The organism is Pseudomonas sp. SZ57, assembly GCF_009495975.1.
Taxonomy (GTDB): Bacteria; Pseudomonadota; Gammaproteobacteria; order Pseudomonadales; family Pseudomonadaceae; genus Aquipseudomonas; species Aquipseudomonas syringae.
Map to the genome: position 1 here is coordinate 50,546 of NZ_WIBD01000009.1, position 17,745 is coordinate 68,290.

Below are 17,745 nucleotides of genomic sequence, written 5' to 3' on the forward strand. Positions count from 1 at the left end.
CCCAAAGCATGAACAAACTGGAAGTGCAGGATCTGCACAAGCGCTATGGCAGTCACGAAGTGATCAAGGGCGTGTCCCTGACCGCCAAGGCTGGCGATGTCATCAGCATCATCGGCTCCAGCGGCTCGGGCAAAAGCACCTTTCTGCGCTGCATCAACCTGCTCGAACAGCCCCATGCCGGCAAGATCCTGCTCAACAACGAAGAGTTGAAGCTGGTGCCGAACAAGGAAGGCGGCCTGAAAGCTGCCGACGCCAAGCAGTTGCAGCGTATGCGTTCACGTCTGTCGATGGTGTTTCAGCACTTCAACCTGTGGTCGCACATGACGGCACTGCAGAACATCATCGAAGCGCCGGTCCATGTGCTGGGTGTGTCGAAAAAGGAAGCGCTGGAAAAGGCCGAACATTATCTGGCCAAGGTCGGTGTGTCTCATCGCAAGGACGCTTACCCTGGGCACATGTCCGGCGGTGAGCAGCAGCGTGTTGCGATTGCCCGCGCACTGGCGATGGAGCCCGAGGTCATGCTGTTCGATGAGCCGACCTCGGCGCTGGACCCGGAGCTGGTCGGTGATGTGCTCAAGGTCATGCAGGGCCTGGCTCAGGAAGGCCGCACCATGGTGGTGGTGACTCACGAAATGGGTTTTGCCCGTGAGGTCTCCAATCAGCTGGTTTTCCTGCATCAGGGCGTCGTTCTGGAGCGTGGCGATCCGCGCGAAGTGCTGGCCAATCCGCAGACCGAGCGTTTGCAGCAGTTCCTGTCCGGCAGCCTGAAGTGACGATCGGCAGCGCATGACGATGCCTTTTTATGGCAGAACAGGGCATGCTGCGCGACGCGCGACACGACCTGGATGTTCCAGATCGAGCTGTCTTCCAAGGCTCGGCTTTTGCGGCAATACGTATCGGATGTCCCAATGACTGCCCATCGAATAGGTTTCCTCGTCTGGCCTGGCACCAAAGCCCTGACCCTGGCACTGGCCGAGGAAGCCTTGCGCGTTGCGCAGCGCGTTCATCCTGAAGTGGTCTATGAGCTGTCGTTCCTGCAGGCCGAGGCCACGGAGCCTTCGGCGCTCGCCGGCGCGTGGCAATTGCCGGGTGAGCCCTGGGCCGGGCGGCTGGAAGGCTTTCAGAAGCTGTTTTTACTGGCTGACGAGCCTCCTGCAGGTGTGGCCCCGGCGCTGGGCAGTGCGCTCAAGCAACTGGTGCGTGCCGGCTGTTCGATTGGCGGGCTGTCGGCGGGCGTCTATCCGCTTGCGCAGCTTGGCCTGCTGGATGGCTACCGGGCCGCCGTGCACTGGCGCTGGCAGGACGACTTTGCCGAGCGTTTCCCCAAGGTCATCGCCACCAGCCATTTGTTCGATTGGGACCGGGATCGCCTGACCGCCTGTGGTGGCATGTCGGTGCTCGACCTGCTGCTGGCGGTGCTGTCCCGTGATCATGGCGCCGAACTGGCCGGTGCGGTGTCCGAAGAGCTGGTGGTCGAGCGCATTCGCGAAGGCGGCGAGCGTCAGCGCATTCCGCTGCAGAACCGTCTGGGCTCCAGCCATCCCAAGCTGACCCAGGCGGTGCTACTGATGGAAGCCAACATCGAAGAGCCATTGACCACCGACGAAATCGCCCAGCACGTGTGCGTGTCTCGTCGTCAGCTGGAGCGGATCTTCAAGCAGTACCTCAACCGTGTGCCCAGTCAGTATTACCTGGAGCTGCGCCTGAACAAGGCGCGCCAGATGCTGATGCAGACCAGCAAGTCAATCATTCAGATCGGACTTTCGTGCGGTTTTTCCTCGGGGCCGCACTTCTCCAGCGCCTACCGCAATTTCTTCGGTGCCACGCCGCGCGAAGACCGCAATCAGCGACGCAGCAGCAGCCCGTTCGAACTTTCCCCTGTGCCTGCCGAGCGCGGTTGATTATCTTGTCGCGATAGAAGTGCTGCCGCGACAGCTCAGGTCCAGACAGGCCCGCCTCAATCCGTTTAAACTGCGCCTTTGTGACGCAAATTGTCGCATTGCCGAAAACCTAGAAAAAACCCGGTTTTGCGCTGTAACAAGTTGTCGCCTGGCGGCAAGGCCGAACACAAATCAGTCCTTACAATCTTTCCATCGCTCGCCAGTTTCAGGCAGGCGTTCCTCATCAGGAGACTCCGATGTCCGTTGAGCATGCTGCGGTGCAACGCGCCGATTTCGACCAGGTAATGGTCCCCAATTACGCCCCGGCCGGGTTCATCCCTGTGCGCGGTGCGGGCTCCCGGGTCTGGGATCAGGCGGGGCGCGAACTGGTGGATTTCTCGGGCGGTATCGCCGTCAACGTATTGGGCCACTGCCACCCGGCGCTGGTCGGTGCCTTGACCGAGCAGGCCAATAACCTCTGGCATGTGTCCAACGTCTTCACCAACGAGCCGACCCTGCGTCTGGCGAAAAAGCTGGTGGATGCGACGTTCGCCGAGCGCGTGTTCTTCTGTAACTCCGGTGCTGAAGCCAACGAAGCCGCCTTCAAGCTGGCACGCCGTGTGGCGCATGACCAGTACGGTCCGGAAAAGTACGAAATCATCGCGGCGCTGAACAGCTTTCATGGCCGTACCCTGTTCACCGTCAGCGTGGGTGGGCAGCCGAAGTACTCCGATGGTTTCGGGCCGAAGATCACCGGCATCAGCCATGTTCCGTACAACGACCTCGATGCACTGAAGGCTGCTGTTACCGACAAGACCTGTGCCGTGGTGCTGGAGCCGATTCAGGGCGAGGGCGGTGTTCTGCCGGGTCAGCTGGAATACCTGCAAGGTGCGCGCAAGCTGTGTGACGAGCACAACGCCCTGCTGGTGTTCGATGAAGTGCAGAGCGGCATGGGCCGCAGCGGTCATCTGTTCGCCTACATGCATTACGGCGTGACCCCGGACATCCTTTCCAGCGCCAAGAGCATCGGCGGTGGTTTCCCGCTGGCGGCCATGTTGACCACTGAAAAGCTCGCCAGGCACTTCGCGGTCGGCGTCCACGGCACCACTTATGGCGGTAACCCGCTGGCCTGCGCGGTCGGTGAGGCGGTCATCGATGTGATCAATACGCCTGAAGTGCTGGCGGGCGTGCAGCGCAAGCATCAGCAGTTCAAGACCCGTCTGGAAAGCATCGGCCAGCAATACGGCGTGTTCAGCGAAGTGCGCGGTCTGGGTCTGCTGATCGGTTGCGTGTTGTCCGATGCCTGGAAAGGCAAGGCCAAGGACATCTTCAATGCGGCCGAGGCCCAGGACCTGATGATCCTGCAGGCCGGCCCTGACGTGATTCGTTTTGCGCCGAGCCTGGTGATTGAAGACGCAGACATCGAAGAGGGCCTGAACCGCTTCGAACGCGCCATCGCCAAACTGACATCCTGATTCGATGGCAGCCTTGCGGTGCCCGCCTGATGGCGGACGCCGCACCTGTTTCCTGCGCCATGCGGCCTGACGTCGTGTGGTGCTTTTACTAGCGCCGGTCGTAAAGGCTGGTCGATCTACAAGGAGTGGCACCATGCTGGTAATGCGCCCTGCGCAAATGGCTGACCTGGCCGAGGTTCAACGCCTCGCTGCCGACAGCCCTATCGGTGTCACGTCCTTGCCCGACGATGCTGGCCGCCTGACCGACAAGATCGGCTCGTCGGAGGCGTCTTTTGCCGCCGAGGTCAGCTTCAACGGCGAAGAAACCTACTTCTTCGTGCTCGAAGACAGCGAAAGCGGCAAGCTGGTGGGCTGCTCGGGCATCGTCGCCTCGGCGGGCTACTCCGAGCCGTTCTACAGTTTTCGTAACGAAACCTTCGTGCATGCTTCCCGCGAACTGAAGATTCATAACAAGATTCACGTGCTGTCGCAGTGTCATGACCTGACCGGCAACAGTCTGTTGACCAGTTTTTACGTGGTCCCGGAGCTGGTCGGCACGGCATGGTCGGAGCTCAATTCGCGCGGTCGCCTGCTGTTTGTCGCCAGTCACCCCGAGCGCTTTGCCGATTCGGTGGTGACCGAGATCGTCGGTTACAGCGATGAGCAGGGCGACTCACCGTTCTGGGATGCCATCGGGCGCAACTTCTTCGATATCAATTACGCCGCTGCCGAGCGCCTGTGCGGGCTGAAAAGCCGGACCTTCCTCGCCGAGCTCATGCCGCATTACCCGATCTACGTGCCACTGCTGCCCGACGCAGCGCAGGAAGCCATGGGACAGGTGCATCCGCGCGCGCAGATCACCTTCGACATCCTGATGCGCGAGGGCTTTGAAACCGATCACTACATCGACATCTTCGACGGTGGACCGACGCTGCACGCGCGGGTGTCCGGGATTCGTTCGATTGCCCAGAGCCGCCTGGTTCCGGTCAAGGTCGAGCCTGGGCAAGGCAGCGATGTCGGCAAGGGCGGGCGTCTGTATCTGATCGCCAATGGCCTGTTGCAGGACTACCGCGCGGTGCTGCTGGAACTGGACTGGGCGCCCGGCAGGCCGGTGGTGCTGAGCCTCCAGGCTGCCGACGCCCTGGGTGTTGGTGAAGGTGCCAGTGTGCGGATTGTCGCGGTCTGAACCGGACGTTCGATAGCTGATTAGCGAGTTTCAAGGCTCTTGATGAGCCGCTGAGGAGATAACATGATCGTTCGTCCTGTACGCAGCAGCGACCTGCCCGCGTTGATCGAGCTGGCGCGTAGCACCGGCGCCGGTCTGACGACTCTGCCCGCCAATGAGCAGCGTCTGGCGCACCGGGTAGGCTGGGCTGAAAAGACCTTTCGCGGCGAAGCCGAGCGCGGCGATGCCGATTACCTGTTCGTGCTTGAAGATGACGACGGCCGGGTGGTGGGTATTTCCGCCATCGCCGGAGCGGTCGGTCTGCGCGAGCCCTGGTACAACTACCGGGTCGGTCTGACCGTCAGCGCTTCACAGGAGCTGAACATCTACCGGGAAATTCCGACCCTGTTCCTGGCCAACGACCTGACCGGCAATTCCGAGCTGTGCTCGCTGTTCCTGCACAGTGATTCGCGTAACGGCCTCAACGGCCGCCTGCTGTCCAAGGCGCGCATGCTGTTCATCGCCGAATTCCCCAGTCTGTTCGGCAACAAGATCATTGCTGAAATGCGCGGCATGTCCGATGAGCAGGGCCGTTCGCCGTTCTGGGAAAGTCTGGGGCGGCATTTCTTCAAGATGGAGTTCAGCCAGGCCGATTACCTGACCGGCGTAGGCAACAAGGCATTCATCGCCGAACTGATGCCCAAGTTTCCGTTGTACAGCTGCTTTCTTTCCGAAGACGCACGCAACGTGATCGGTCGGGTGCATGCCGACACCGAGCCTGCGCTGACCATGCTCAAGAGCGAAGGCTTTTCGTATCAGGGTTATGTCGACATCTTCGATGCCGGCCCGGCCATCGAGTGCGAGACCGGCAAGATTCGCGCAATCAAGGACAGCCAGGCGCTGGTGCTGGCCATCGGCACGCCAGGTGACGACGCTCCACAGTTCCTGATCTACAACCGCAAGCGTGAAGACTGCCGCGTCACGGTAGGCGCTGCGCGTTTTGCCGCCGGTACGCTGGTCGTCGCTCCGCAAACCGCCAAGCGGCTGCGCATGAGTGCGGGCGACAATGTGCGCGCGGTGCCCTTGTCTGCGGCGCGGGAGGGCGTTTGATGAGTAGCCTTTACATCGCAGGCGCGTGGCAGGACGGGCAGGGTGAGGTAGTCAATTCGCTGAACCCAGTGACCCAGCAAGTGCTGTGGTCCGGGCGTGGGGCGAGCGCCGCGCAGGTCGAGCAGGCGCTGCAGGCGGCGCGTCAGGCATTTCCCGCCTGGGCGCTGCTGTCTCTGGATCAGCGCATCGCGGTACTGGAGGCCTTCGCTGCACGGCTCAAACATCACGCCGACGCGCTGGCGCACTGCATCGGTGAAGAGACCGGCAAACCGTTGTGGGAATCAGCGACCGAAGTGACCAGCATGGTCAACAAGATTGCCATCTCGGTGCAGAGCTATCGCGAACGAACCGGCGAAAAGAGCGGGCCACTGGGCGACGCCACTGCGGTACTGCGCCACAAGCCGCACGGCGTGGTCGCCGTGTTCGGCCCGTACAACTTTCCCGGGCATCTGCCCAACGGCCATATCGTCCCGGCCTTGCTGGCGGGCAACGTGGTGCTGTTCAAACCCAGCGAACTGACACCGAAAGTCGCTGAGCTGACCGTCAAGTGCTGGATCGAAGCCGGGCTGCCTGCCGGGGTCCTGAACCTGCTGCAGGGCGGTCGTGAAACCGGTATCGCGCTGGCAGCCAATCCGGGTATCGACGGCCTGTTCTTCACCGGCTCGAGCCGGACCGGCAATGCGCTGCATCAGCAGTTCGCCGGTCGGCCGGACAAGATCCTTGCGCTGGAAATGGGCGGTAACAACCCGTTGATCGTCGATCAGGTTCAGGACATCGATGCAGCGGTGTACACCATCATTCAGTCCGCTTTCATTTCTGCCGGCCAGCGCTGCACCTGTGCGCGTCGTCTGCTGGTGCCCGAAGGCGACTGGGGTGATGCCTTGCTGGCACGACTGGTGGGCGTCAGCGCAACTATCGAAGCCGGCGCGTTCGATCAACAGCCTGCGCCGTTCATGGGCTCGGTGATTTCGCTGGAGGCTGCACGCGCCTTGCTCGACGCGCAGCGCAATCTGCTCGCCAACGGCGCGCTGACCCTGCTGGAAATGCGTCAGCCGCAGCCCGGTTCGGCGCTGCTGACGCCGGGCATTATCGATGTCAGCGCGGTGCCCGATCGACCCGACGAAGAGCTGTTTGGCCCGCTGCTGCAGGTCATCCGCTACTCCGGTTTCGACGCCGCCATCGCCGAAGCCAACGCCACCCGTTATGGCCTGGCGGCAGGTCTGCTCTCTGACTCCGAAGCGCGCTATCAGCAGTTCTGGCTGCACAGCCGTGCCGGGATCGTCAACTGGAACAAGCCGTTGACCGGAGCCGCCAGCAGCGCGCCGTTCGGCGGGGTAGGTGCCTCGGGCAACCACCGCGCCAGCGCCTATTATGCGGCCGATTACTGCGCCTATCCGGTGGCTTCGCTGGAAGCCGGCAGCCTGACGCTGCCTGCGACACTGACCCCCGGTATCAGGCTGAGCTGACAGTGCGCACGATTGCTTATAAAAACAGATCCACGGAGCCTTGCCGATGAAGTCCTGTGAAGTGAATTTTGACGGTCTGGTCGGGCCAACCCACAACTACGGCGGGTTGTCCTACGGTAACGTTGCCTCCCAGAGTAACAGCCAGCAAAGCGCCAACCCGCGTGAGGCGGCGCTGCAAGGCCTGGCGAAAATGAAAGCGCTGATGGACCTGGGTTTTACCCAAGGCGTACTGGCACCGCAGGAACGTCCTGATGTGTCCGGCCTGCGCCGTCTGGGCTTCACCGGCAGCGATGAGCAGGTGATTGAAAAAGCGGCCCGTCAGGACATGCCGTTGCTGGTCGCCAGTTGCTCGGCATCCAGCATGTGGGTGGCCAACGCGGCCACGGTCAGCCCCAGTGCCGACACTGCCGATGGGCGCGTGCATTTCACGGCCGCCAACCTCAACTGCAAATACCACCGCAGCATCGAGCATCCGACCACCACCCGCGTGCTCGGCGCGATGTTCGCGGATGCAAAGCATTTCGCTCATCACCCTGCGTTGCCGGCTGTCGCGCAGTTTGGCGATGAAGGCGCTGCCAACCACACCCGTTTCTGTCGTGATTACGGCGAGGCCGGTGTCGAGTTCTTCGTGTTTGGCCGCAGTGCCTTCGACACGCGCTACCCGGCGCCGCAGAAGTATCCGGCGCGTCAGACCCTTGAGGCGTCACGCGCCGTTGCGCGGCTGCACGGTCTGAGTGAGGCCGGCGTGGTCTATAGTCAGCAGAACCCGGCGGTCATTGATCAGGGTGTGTTCCATAACGATGTGATTGCGGTCGGCAACGGTGAGGTCTTGTTCTATCACCAGGACGCATTTCTCAATACCGAGCCGATGCTCGATGAGCTGCGCGACAAACTCAGTCGTGTCGGCGGGCAGTTGCGGGCGATTTGCGTACCGCGTGCCGAGGTCTCGGTTCAGGATGCCGTGCGCTCCTACCTGTTCAATAGCCAGCTGTTGTCGCGGCACGATGGCTCGATGTTGTTGATCGTGCCGCAGGAGTGCCAGGCTAACGCGAATGTCTGGGCTTATCTGCAACGACTGATCGCCGATGACAGCCCGGTTGCCGAGGTCAAGGTGTTCGACCTCAAGCAAAGCATGCAGAACGGCGGTGGTCCAGCCTGCCTGCGCTTGCGGGTGGCGCTCAACGACACCGAGCTGGCGGCGGTGAATTCGGGGGTGATCATGACGGCGCCGTTGTACGAAACGTTGACGCAGTGGGTCGACAGGCACTACCGGGACCGCATGAGTGAAAGCGATCTGGCCGACCCCCGATTGCTCAACGAATGCCGCACGGCATTGGATGAACTGACGCAAATCCTTAAACTGGGCGCGGTTTATCCGTTTCAACTGAATTGAAGCATCCTGCGCGTCGGGCCACTGTCCGGCGCACTATTTCCTTTATAGAGAGCATTTTTATATGAGCGACGCCCTGCAACTGATCCTTGAAGACGCTGATGGCACCCAGCTGGAAACGTCCTGCACCCGCGTTGCCGTCATCTGGCAGGGCAAGGAATTGTGGATTCAGCAGGATGGCCGCGGCCAGTTGCTGATCGGCGTTGACGTCGAAGAAGATGATGCCGAATACGCCAACCTGCTGCTGCGTCCGCTGGCGACCAACCTGGTCAGCCTGCAACTGGAAATGGAGCCGGCCGACATGGGCGTCGAGGAAGACGGTCACGTTCACGGCCCTGACTGCAACCACTAAGGAAGCGCGGCATGCTCGCCCTCGGCAAACTGCTTGAACTGACCCTGGCTGGACGTGAGCCGGCGGAGAAGACTCAACTGACCGTCGAAGGCGTGCGCATGCGCTGGATGGGCGAGGGCGCACTGGAAGTCCGCCCGCCAGAGGCTCGTGACAATGGCACTGACCTGCTGCTGTCTGCCGGTATCCACGGCAACGAGACTGCACCCATCGAGCTGCTGGATGAATTGATCCGCAGTATTGCGCGCGGCGACCTGAAACCGCGCGCACGTATTCTGTTCTTGTTCGGCAATCCCGACGCCATGCGACGCGGGGCGCGTTTTGTCGAGCAGGATGTCAATCGGCTGTTCAACGGCCGTCATCTGCAAAGCGGTGGCGCCGAGGCGTTGCGGGCCTGCGAGCTGGAACGACTGGCTGCCAGCTTTTTCAGCCTGCCGGAGCGTTATCGGCTGCATTACGATCTGCACACCGCCATCCGTGGTTCGGCCATCGAGCAGTTCGCGCTGTACCCGTGGAGGGAAGGACGTCAGCATTCCCGGCTCGAGCTTGCCAGGCTACGAGCGGCGGGCATGAGTGCGGTGTTGCTGCAGAACAAGCCGTCCATTGTGTTCAGCGCCTACACCCACGATCAATTGGGGGCCGAGGCTTTCACTCTGGAACTGGGCAAGGCGCGGCCGTTCGGGCAGAACCAGCAGGTCAATCTTGGGCCGCTGCGCTTGTGTCTTGAGCAGCTCATCGAGGGCACCGAACCCGAGCGTGATGACGATCTTGAAGGGTTGCAACTGTTCAACGTGGCGCGGGAAGTGATCAAGCGCACCGATGCGTTCACCTTCAACCTGGCCGATGACGTCGAGAACTTCTCCCCGCTGGAAAAGGGCTACGTGCTGGCCGAAGACGCGGGTGGTTCACGCTGGGTAGTGGAGGAAGAGGGCGCGAGGATCATCTTCCCCAACCCCAAGGTCAAAAACGGCCTGCGGGCGGGGATTCTGATCGTACCCACTGATGCGGACAGCCTCGGCTGATCGCTCGGCACCCTCAGGACCTGACGCAGAGCGTCCAGAACGATAGGTGTCCGGGAGAACACCTACCGATGCTGCGTCTCAGCAGGCCGCTTTCTGCTGTGCATCCAGACGGCGCAGGCTGCGTACCTTGTTCAGGGTGTCGGCGCAGGTCTTGGCTGCTTCTTCGCCCTTATGCACGAAGTGATCGAAGAAGAACTTCTGATGCTCTTCGCCGGCATGGAAGTGATGCGGTGTCAGGACCACGGAGAACACCGGTACTTCGGTTTCCAGCTGGACCTGCATCAGCGCGCTGACCACTGACTGCGCGACGAATTCGTGACGATAGATGCCGCCGTCCACTACCAGTGCGGCGCCGACGATGCCGGCGTAGCGGCCGGTATTGGCCAGCAGTTTTGCATGCAGCGGGATTTCAAAGGCGCCGCCCACTTCAAAGATGTCGATATCGCTTTCGGCGTAGCCCTGATGGGCCATCTCGGCGATGAAACCTTTACGGCTCTGGTCGACGATATCCTTGTGCCAGCAGGCCTGGATGAACGCGACACGCTCGTTTGCGTGGCTTTTGCTTTTGCTGTCGATTGCAGTTGGTTGCACGTGTTCTGACTCCTGTTTATGGAAAAAACAGGGCGTTTGGATCGAAAGGGATTCAAGCTGCGTAGGAAAGCCTCCTGAACGATGTCGTTCATGGATAGGTTTTACAGACGTTCTTGTTGACGCCAATCCCGCTCTCTCTTCATCCGGACTATGACCGTCGGCCCCGGAATCACACCGGGTCTGCTGACCTTACAGATCGCGGCCAACGCCACGACCCCCAAGCGCTCGCGGGCTAGACGCATTGCGCGTCATTACCGCCGGTGGGGAATTACACCCCGCCCTGAGAACGTTGCCGTCACTTTACGTGGCCGGCGCGAGATTTTTATCATAGTTCGCTGGATCATGCATGGACACTTTCGTACGGTATACCTGCCTTTTTCTTATAAGGGGTCGGAGTATCGAGAGCGGCGGCGCTTGATTATCATGTACCGCGTCGTCAGTAATGCCTTGTTGCAAGCCAAAGGTTGCATGCATTATCGATCTTCAACTTCAGGGAGCTTTTTCGTGACTGTCATCGATCTGCGCAGCGACACAGTGACTCTGCCCACGGCCGGCATGCTTGATGCCATGGCACGTGCGCCCGTTGGCGATGACGTCTACGGCGAGGACCCTACCGTCAACCTGCTCGAAGCAACGCTTGCCGGACGCCTCGGGTTTGATGCCGCGCTGTTCGTGCCGTCGGGCACCATGAGCAATCTGCTGGCACTGATGGCGCACTGTGAACGTGGCGATGAGTACATCGTCGGTCAGCAGGCCCACACCTATAAATACGAAGGTGGCGGTGCGGCAGTGCTGGGCTCCATTCAGCCACAGCCGCTGGAGGTACAGGCCGACGGTTCTCTGGACCTGCAGCAGGTGCTCGACGCCATCAAGCCCGATGACTTTCACTTCGCCCGCACGCGCCTGCTGGCCCTGGAAAACACCATGCAGGGCAAAGTGCTGCCCCTGGACTACCTAGCTGCCGCGCGTACCCTGACCCTGGAAAAGGGGCTCGCTCTCCATCTTGACGGCGCACGGCTGTACAACGCCTCGGTCAGGCTGGGTGTCGATGTCCGCGAGATCACCCGGCACTTCGATTCGGTTTCGGTCTGTCTCTCCAAGGGGCTGGGCGCGCCGATCGGCTCGGTGCTGTGCGGTTCGCAGCCATTGATCGCCAAGGCCCGCCGCTTGCGCAAGATGCTCGGCGGTGGCATGCGTCAGGCTGGAGGGCTGGCGGCGGCAGGGCTCTACGCGCTGGATCATCAGGTCGAGCGGTTGGCGGACGACCATGCCAACGCGGCGTTTCTGGCTGAAGGCCTGAGCGGGCTCGGCTACGCTGTCGAGCCGGTGCAGACCAATATGGTCTATGTGCAGATCGGCGAGCGCGCGGCATCGCTCAAAGCGTTCTGCGCCGAGCATGGCATCGTACTCACGGCCGCGTCGCGGCTGCGCATGGTGACCCACCTGAACGTGTCGCGCGCTCAGATCGAACAGGTCATCGCCGCATTCGCAGCCTTTGAACACCCATGACATGCCGATAATCCAGTTACTTGTTTCTATCGCACAAACACACTGTACCGAGGGCGCAACGCCTATATAATGCGGCCCTTTGCCGTCGCTACGTCATTTGACGTTTTGCACTTGCCTCTGGCCGCAGTCTCCGTGGAAGAACCTATGAAAAGCGCAGAAATCCGTGAAGCCTTCCTTGGCTTCTTCGAAGAGCAAGGCCACACCCGTGTCGCTTCAAGCTCCTTGATTCCGGGCAATGACCCAACCCTGCTGTTCACCAACGCAGGCATGAACCAGTTCAAGGATTGCTTCCTGGGCCAGGAAAAGCGCGCCTACACCCGCGCCGTTACCAGTCAGAAATGCGTGCGTGCCGGTGGCAAGCACAACGACCTGGAAAACGTCGGCTATACCGCTCGTCACCATACTTTTTTCGAAATGCTGGGCAACTTCAGCTTCGGTGACTATTTCAAGCGTGATGCCATCACCTACGCCTGGACCTTCCTGACCTCCGAAAAATGGCTCAACCTGCCCAAGGAAAAACTCTGGGTCACGGTATACGCCACTGACGACGAAGCCTACGACATCTGGACCAAGGAGATCGGCGTACCTGCCGAGCGCATGGTCCGTATTGGCGACAACAAAGGCGCACCGTACGCCTCCGATAACTTCTGGACCATGGGCGACACCGGCCCGTGCGGTCCTTGCAGCGAGATTTTCTTCGATCACGGCCCGGAAATCTGGGGCGGCCCGCCAGGCTCGCCGGAAGAAGACGGCGACCGTTACATCGAGATCTGGAACAACGTATTCATGCAGTTCAACCGGACTGCAGATGGCGTGCTGCACCCGCTGCCAGCGCCATCGGTCGATACCGGCATGGGCCTGGAGCGCGTCAGTGCGGTCCTGCAGCACGTGCATTCCAACTATGAAATCGACCTGTTCCAGAGCCTGCTGGCTGCGTCGGCCAAGGCCATCGGTTGCAGCAATGACAACCAGGCTTCGCTGAAAGTCGTGGCTGACCACATTCGCTCGTGCGGCTTCCTGATCGCCGACGGCGTGCTGCCCTCCAACGAAGGGCGTGGTTATGTGCTGCGCCGCATCATTCGTCGCGCCTGCCGTCACGGCAACAAGCTGGGTGCCAAGGGCAGCTTCTTCTACCAGATCGTTGCCGCGCTGGTTGCCGAGATGGGGTCTGCGTTCCCTGAGCTGGTGCAGCAGCAGTCGCACATCGAACGCGTACTGAAAGGCGAAGAAGAGCAGTTCGCCAAGACCCTCGAGCAAGGTCTGAAAATTCTCGAGCAGGATCTGGCCGACCTCAAAGGCACCGTGGTTCCGGGCGAAGTGGTGTTCAAGCTGTACGACACCTACGGTTTCCCGATGGACCTGACCGGCGACATCGCCCGCGAGCGCAACCTGACCCTGGACGAAGCAGGCTTCGAGCGTGAAATGGACGCCCAGCGCGTGCGCGCCCGTTCGGCCAGTTCGTTCGGCATGGATTACAACAGCCTGGTCAAGGTCGATGTGGCCACGCAGTTCACCGGTTACTCGGCGACCACTGGCAGCGCCAGCGTCGTGGCCCTCTATAAGGAAGGCCAGTCGGTTTCTCACCTGAATGAAGGCGAAGAGGGCGTGGTGATTCTCGACATCACCCCGTTCTACGCCGAGTCGGGCGGTCAGATCGGTGACAGCGGTTTCCTGCTGGCCGGTGACGCGCGCTTTGACGTCAGTGATACCACCAAGACCGGTGGTGCGTTCCTGCACCACGGCGTTGTGGCGTCCGGCAGCCTGAGCGTTGGCGCGCAGGTTGAAACACAAGTGGCTGATGAAGTTCGCGATGCAACCAAATTGAACCATTCGGCCACTCACTTGCTGCACGCCGCATTGCGTCAGGTGCTGGGTGAGCACGTTCAGCAGAAAGGCTCGCTGGTCGACAGTCAGCGTCTGCGCTTCGACTTCAGCCATTTCGAAGCGATCAAGCCCGAGCAACTGCGCGCGCTGGAAGATATCGTCAACGCCGAGATTCGCAAGAATACCGAGGTAATGACCGAAGAAACCGATATCGACACGGCGAAGAAGAAGGGTGCCATGGCGCTGTTCGGCGAGAAGTACGGCGACAGCGTTCGCGTACTGAGCATGGGCGGCGAGTTTTCCGTCGAGCTGTGTGGTGGCATTCACGCCAGCCGCACCGGTGACATCGCGCTGTTCAAGATCGTCAGTGAGGGCGGTGTTGCAGCAGGCGTGCGTCGTATCGAGGCCGTCACCGGCGCTGCGGCCCTGGCCTGGCTGAATTCGGCCGAAGATCAACTCAAGGAAGCCGCGACGCTGGTCAAAGGCAATCGCGACAACCTGCTGGACAAGCTGACGGCGGTGATTGAACGCAACCGTCTGCTGGAAAAACAACTGGAACAACTGCAGGCCAAGGCAGCCAGTGCCGCCGGTGACGACCTGTCGTCAGCTGCGCTGGATGTCAAAGGGGTCAAGGTTCTGGCCACGCGCCTGGATGGTCAGGACGGCAAGGCGCTGTTGGCGCTTGTCGATCAGTTGAAGAACAAGCTCGGCCGCGCAGTGATCCTGCTCGGCAGTGTTCATGAGGACAAGGTTGTCTTGGTCGCAGGCGTGACCAAGGACCTGACTGGCCAACTCAAAGCCGGTGATTTGATGAAGCAGGCAGCTGCCGCCGTAGGTGGTAAAGGTGGTGGCCGTCCTGACATGGCTCAAGGCGGTGGTGTCGATGCCGGTGCGCTGGATTCAGCGCTGGCACTGGCCGTTCCTTTTGTAGAGCAGGGTATCTGAGTCGGGTCAGCGGGCCTGCCGCACACCGGCAGGCCGTACTTGAACTCGAATGTTAATGGGTGCTCTTAACGGGATTTGAGGCGGCTTTGAGATGGCTTTAATCGTACAGAAATTTGGCGGCACCTCCGTGGGCTCTGTAGAGCGCATCGAGCAGGTGGCCGACAAGGTCAAGAAATTCCGTGAGGCGGGTGACGACCTGGTGGTCGTACTGTCGGCCATGAGCGGTGAAACCAATCGTCTGATCGAGCTGGCCAGGCAGATCAGTGATCAGCCGGTTCCCCGTGAACTGGATGTCATTGTCTCAACGGGCGAGCAGGTCACCATCGCGCTGCTGGCGATGGCCTTGATGAAACGTGGCGTTCCTGCGGTGTCCTACACCGGCAATCAGGTGCGTATTCTCACCGACAGCGCGCACAACAAGGCGCGCATCCTGCAGATCGACGACCAGAAGATCCGCTCCGACCTGAAAGCGGGTCGCGTGGTGGTGGTCGCCGGCTTCCAGGGTGTCGATGAGCACGGCAACATCACGACCCTCGGGCGTGGTGGCTCGGACACAACCGGTGTTGCCCTGGCGGCGGCGCTGAAAGCGGACGAGTGCCAGATCTACACCGACGTCGATGGCGTCTACACCACTGATCCGCGCGTCGTGTCGCAGGCCCAGCGCCTCGACAAGATCACCTTCGAAGAGATGCTGGAAATGGCCAGCCTCGGTTCCAAGGTGCTGCAGATCCGTGCGGTCGAATTCGCCGGCAAATACAATGTCCCGCTGCGCGTTCTGCACAGCTTCAAAGAGGGGCCGGGCACCCTTATTACAATCGATGAAGAGGAATCCATGGAACAGCCGATCATTTCCGGCATCGCCTTCAACCGCGATGAAGCCAAGCTGACCATCCGTGGCGTGCCAGACACCCCCGGCGTGGCGTTCAAGATTCTCGGCCCGATCAGCGCGGCCAATATCGAAGTGGACATGATCGTGCAGAACGTCTCGCACGATAACACCACCGATTTCACCTTCACGATCCATCGCAACGACTATCAGGCGGCCTTGCAGGTGCTTGAAGCTACCGCACGTGAAATCAGCGCGCGTGAAGTCTCCGGCGATACCAAGATCGCCAAGGTGTCCATCGTCGGCGTCGGCATGCGCTCGCATGCCGGCGTTGCCAGTCGCATGTTCGAAGCGCTGGCCAAGGAGAGCATCAATATCCAGATGATCTCCACATCGGAAATCAAGGTTTCCGTGGTCATCGAAGAGAAATACCTGGAGTTGGCTGTGCGCGCACTGCACACGGCCTTTGAGCTGGATGCTCCGCGGCAGGGTGAATGACCCTGTCATCGAAGGGCGCGGCGTGACCGCGTCTTTCGGGTGCTGCGCAGAAGGGCTTTTGTTTTCTTTGCGTTAGTCGATATACAGGTAGTGGTCATGGCGTTTTGCTAGTGTCACTGCCTATAGGTTGCAGACTGTTGTCCCTGAATAAAGGCGTAAGGAGAAAAGTATGCTGATTCTGACTCGTCGGTGCGCGGAAAGCCTGATCATTGGGGATGGTGAAATCACTGTCACCGTGCTCGGAGTGAAGGGTAATCAGGTGCGTATTGGTGTCAATGCGCCCAAGGAAGTCGCTGTCCACCGTGAAGAGATTTACCTGCGTATCAAGAAAGAGAAGGACGAAGAACCAAGCCATTAATTTTTATTGAATTTTTGGTTTGCAAACGGGGAAAAGGGTGGTTATTATACGCCCCGTGTTGCGGAGAGCTGGCCGAGTGGCCGAAGGCGCTCCCCTGCTAAGGGAGTACACCTCAAAAGGGTGTCGGGGGTTCGAATCCCCCGTTCTCCGCCATTATTTATGTAGTGCGTAAAACTGGGCTTGATCTGTAAGTTGTTGAATTTACTAGAAAAAGTGCTTGACTAAACAGTTTTACGACCTATAATGCGCGGCACCAACACATGCACTCGTAGCTCAGCTGGATAGAGTACTCGGCTACGAACCGAGCGGTCACAGGTTCGAATCCTGTCGAGTGCACCATTTAAAGTTGTTTGAAGTGTTGTAAGCAATTACAAGGTTTCCGATAACTGGCTCCAACCAGAGGTGATCTGGTCTAAAAACACCAATGCACTCGTAGCTCAGCTGGATAGAGTACTCGGCTACGAACCGAGCGGTCACAGGTTCGAATCCTGTCGAGTGCACCATACAAACGAAAAGCCCACATCGAAAGATGTGGGCTTTTTGCTTTCTAGCGTTTTCCTTTAACGCATCCGTGCTCGTCGAACGTCACCTTATTGCTGCGGCCTTTTTTCTGGTTGTACACATAATGCAATTCGCCGTTGCGGTTGGTGATCTTGTCGGGGCGCCCCAGCAGGCTCTCCACATCACGCTGCGTCATGCCGGGAGGAGTGCGCTGGTTGATGATCGCAGCCCGGCGCTGTTCGGCGCTCAAGCGGTTGCCGCAGCCATCATCGCGTGTGCCCACCACGACAACTGTCTGTTCTGCCGGTTTTCCGCGCGCGGTTTGTGCAGTACTGGCGGGCGGCAGCACGTCGATACGGGTTCCCGGTGGTGCATTGAAGGCTCTCTGCAGACGGGTACTGTGCCCATCCGGGCAGCCCAGGGTGGTAAACGTAATCTTTCCGGATGCATCCTCGCAGCGATGAACGTTGCTGGCGGTTGCAGCGGCAGGAAGGCAGAGCAGGGCGCTCCACAGCAGCAGATGATTGGCAGGTCGCATGCTCAAGGTCCTCCGTGACGGGTGTCAGCAAAGGCTAACTGCCGTCTTTGGGCGGGGCGAGCGTGTTTTGTTGGCTGAATGTGACGTCGAACTCTGGCTGGCTTACGGAGTTGTGCAGGTTTGCGCTGCAAACGGTTGTTCTGAGCTGAATTTTCTCGCGTGCGCTTCGCTCAAAGCGGTGTATCATTGCGCCCGTCAGCCCCGCCGGGGCTTGTGGAACACCTCCATGGACATACCCAGTCGTTACTCGATAATGTTTTTCAACAATCATGAATTAACTGATTGATCTCCCGGCGTGCTCCGCTGCTGGGAGTGGAGT

Annotated in this window: 15 protein-coding genes, 3 tRNA genes and 1 riboswitch; of the genes, 16 read left to right on the plus strand and 2 right to left on the minus strand. The window is 60.2% G+C overall.

Annotated features, from left to right (window positions below):
* Nucleotides 1–8 precede the first annotated feature (8 nt).
* The 9 genes from GE543_RS12045 to astE all read left to right on the plus strand — a co-directional run bounded on the left by GE543_RS12045 (nucleotide 9) and on the right by astE (nucleotide 9,836).
* Nucleotides 9–773, plus strand: coding sequence for an ABC transporter ATP-binding protein (locus GE543_RS12045; RefSeq protein ID WP_004412815.1), 765 nt, complete (start codon nucleotides 9–11; stop codon nucleotides 771–773).
* 135 nt (nucleotides 774–908) lie between these two features.
* A complete protein-coding gene (argR, locus tag GE543_RS12050; protein WP_003424817.1) occupies nucleotides 909–1,901 on the plus strand; it encodes a transcriptional regulator ArgR in 993 nt (330 codons plus the stop codon).
* 236 nt (nucleotides 1,902–2,137) lie between these two features.
* Nucleotides 2,138–3,355 carry an aspartate aminotransferase family protein gene (locus tag GE543_RS12055; RefSeq protein WP_024959970.1) on the plus strand — a complete coding sequence of 406 codons (1,218 nt, stop codon included), beginning with the start codon at nucleotides 2,138–2,140 and terminating at the stop codon, nucleotides 3,353–3,355.
* A 133-nt stretch (nucleotides 3,356–3,488) separates the two neighbouring features.
* Entirely contained in the window at nucleotides 3,489–4,520 is a 1,032-nt protein-coding gene (gene aruF, locus GE543_RS12060) for an arginine/ornithine succinyltransferase subunit alpha (protein WP_003424821.1), read from the plus strand.
* Nucleotides 4,521–4,583: 63 nt separating this feature from the next.
* Nucleotides 4,584–5,609, plus strand: coding sequence for an arginine N-succinyltransferase (gene astA / locus GE543_RS12065; RefSeq protein ID WP_004412810.1), 1,026 nt, complete (start codon nucleotides 4,584–4,586; stop codon nucleotides 5,607–5,609).
* The gene (gene astD / locus GE543_RS12070; RefSeq protein ID WP_178118597.1) at nucleotides 5,606–7,075 is read left to right on the plus strand and encodes a succinylglutamate-semialdehyde dehydrogenase; all 1,470 of its coding nucleotides are present in this window, start codon (nucleotides 5,606–5,608) and stop codon (nucleotides 7,073–7,075) included. The genes astA and astD overlap by 4 nt, the downstream gene beginning before the upstream one ends.
* 46 nt (nucleotides 7,076–7,121) lie before the next feature.
* Nucleotides 7,122–8,468 (plus strand): N-succinylarginine dihydrolase, encoded by a 1,347-nt coding sequence (astB, locus tag GE543_RS12075; protein WP_153221516.1) that lies wholly within the window; start codon nucleotides 7,122–7,124, stop codon nucleotides 8,466–8,468.
* Nucleotides 8,469–8,529: 61 nt separating this feature from the next.
* On the plus strand, nucleotides 8,530–8,817 hold the full coding sequence (locus GE543_RS12080; protein ID WP_032699247.1) for a hypothetical protein: 288 nt from the start codon (nucleotides 8,530–8,532) through the stop codon (nucleotides 8,815–8,817).
* Nucleotides 8,818–8,828: 11 nt separating this feature from the next.
* On the plus strand, nucleotides 8,829–9,836 hold the full coding sequence (astE, locus tag GE543_RS12085; protein ID WP_153221517.1) for a succinylglutamate desuccinylase: 1,008 nt from the start codon (nucleotides 8,829–8,831) through the stop codon (nucleotides 9,834–9,836).
* Between the two features lie 78 nt (nucleotides 9,837–9,914).
* Here astE and GE543_RS12090 read toward each other — a convergent pair whose 3' ends face one another.
* The gene (locus GE543_RS12090) at nucleotides 9,915–10,427 is read right to left on the minus strand and encodes a 6,7-dimethyl-8-ribityllumazine synthase (protein ID WP_003412637.1); all 513 of its coding nucleotides are present in this window, start codon (nucleotides 10,425–10,427) and stop codon (nucleotides 9,915–9,917) included.
* Nucleotides 10,428–10,553: 126 nt separating this feature from the next.
* Nucleotides 10,554–10,719: riboswitch (FMN riboswitch) on the minus strand.
* Nucleotides 10,720–10,931: 212 nt separating this feature from the next.
* Between GE543_RS12090 and ltaE the strand changes: the two genes are divergently transcribed.
* The 7 genes from ltaE to GE543_RS12125 all read left to right on the plus strand — a co-directional run bounded on the left by ltaE (nucleotide 10,932) and on the right by GE543_RS12125 (nucleotide 16,890).
* Nucleotides 10,932–11,936: a low-specificity L-threonine aldolase gene (gene ltaE, locus GE543_RS12095; RefSeq protein ID WP_371927155.1), complete on the plus strand. Its 1,005-nt coding sequence runs from the start codon at nucleotides 10,932–10,934 to the stop codon at nucleotides 11,934–11,936.
* Between the two features lie 144 nt (nucleotides 11,937–12,080).
* Nucleotides 12,081–14,705, plus strand: coding sequence for an alanine--tRNA ligase (gene alaS, locus GE543_RS12100; RefSeq protein ID WP_004412798.1), 2,625 nt, complete (start codon nucleotides 12,081–12,083; stop codon nucleotides 14,703–14,705).
* A gap of 91 nt (nucleotides 14,706–14,796) precedes the next feature.
* Complete coding sequence (locus tag GE543_RS12105; protein ID WP_003369901.1) at nucleotides 14,797–16,029, plus strand: aspartate kinase; 1,233 nt, start codon at nucleotides 14,797–14,799, stop codon at nucleotides 16,027–16,029.
* 169 nt (nucleotides 16,030–16,198) lie between these two features.
* Nucleotides 16,199–16,387, plus strand: a complete 189-nt coding sequence (gene csrA, locus GE543_RS12110) for a carbon storage regulator CsrA (RefSeq protein ID WP_002554426.1) — start codon at nucleotides 16,199–16,201, stop codon at nucleotides 16,385–16,387.
* 62 nt (nucleotides 16,388–16,449) lie between these two features.
* Nucleotides 16,450–16,540: transfer RNA gene (locus GE543_RS12115), tRNA-Ser, on the plus strand.
* Between the two features lie 109 nt (nucleotides 16,541–16,649).
* A tRNA-Arg gene (locus GE543_RS12120) sits at nucleotides 16,650–16,726 on the plus strand.
* A gap of 87 nt (nucleotides 16,727–16,813) precedes the next feature.
* A tRNA-Arg gene (locus GE543_RS12125) sits at nucleotides 16,814–16,890 on the plus strand.
* Nucleotides 16,891–16,934: 44 nt separating this feature from the next.
* Here the strand turns inward: GE543_RS12125 and bamE are convergent.
* Entirely contained in the window at nucleotides 16,935–17,426 is a 492-nt protein-coding gene (bamE, locus tag GE543_RS12130) for an outer membrane protein assembly factor BamE (RefSeq protein WP_153221518.1), read from the minus strand.
* Nucleotides 17,427–17,745 lie beyond the last annotated feature (319 nt).